Annotated in this window: 1 protein-coding gene; it reads right to left on the bottom strand. The window is 31.2% G+C overall.

The window, feature by feature from the left end; genetic code table 11:
- Positions 1-51 precede the first annotated feature (51 nt).
- Positions 52-706: IS3 family transposase (locus Q0870_RS15350; RefSeq protein ID WP_298556777.1), on the bottom strand; the 655-nt coding region annotated here is incomplete at its 5' end.

Here is a 706-nt window from a genome sequence, read left to right as displayed (position 1 = left end):
TGTCTAGTCCTAAATAGTCGATACAGATTATTAAAGGATTAAATTTATTAATTAAAACTGAACAATCATATGATTGTTCAGTTTTTTTGATTTGTATTGTTTTCTTTTCAATTTGTTTTGTTCGTACATTTGTATTGGCGTCAACATATGATTAGATAAATGTGGTCTTATACTGTTATATATATTGATAGCATCTTCGATTAGTTTTTCCTTAATGTCAAAGTTCTTTATATTTTTTGCTACATTAAATTCTTGCTTTAAAATTCCATTTACTCGCTCCGCTATCGCATTTTCATAAGGGTCATATTTCTCAGTCATACTTGGACTAATATCATTATCACTCAATAGTTTTTGATAGTCATTTGAACAATACTGTAGGCCTCTATCTGAGTGATGTATTAAAGGATAACTTCTAACTTCTTTGTTACTCACCGCCATTTCTAAAGCTTTTAATGATCCATCAACAGATAAGGATTTAGAGACATTGTAACCTACTATTTTCTTTGAATATGCATCTGTTACTAATGCTAGATATGATGGGTTAACTCTACTGCCTACGTAAGTGATATCGCTTACCCAAACGGCATCTGGCTTCTCTATTTCTATTGCACTCACTAAGTTTTTATGCTTTCTAAAACGGTGATGTGAATTTGTTGTTATGTGGTAACTTCTTTTGGGTTCAATCAACATATGGTTGGCTCTTAGT

It is taken from the genome of uncultured Algibacter sp. (assembly GCF_947487575.1).
Lineage (GTDB): Bacteria > Bacteroidota > Bacteroidia > Flavobacteriales > Flavobacteriaceae > Algibacter_B.
Note: the sequence above shows the minus strand (reverse complement) of the source record. Positions and strands in the feature narration are given on the sequence as shown.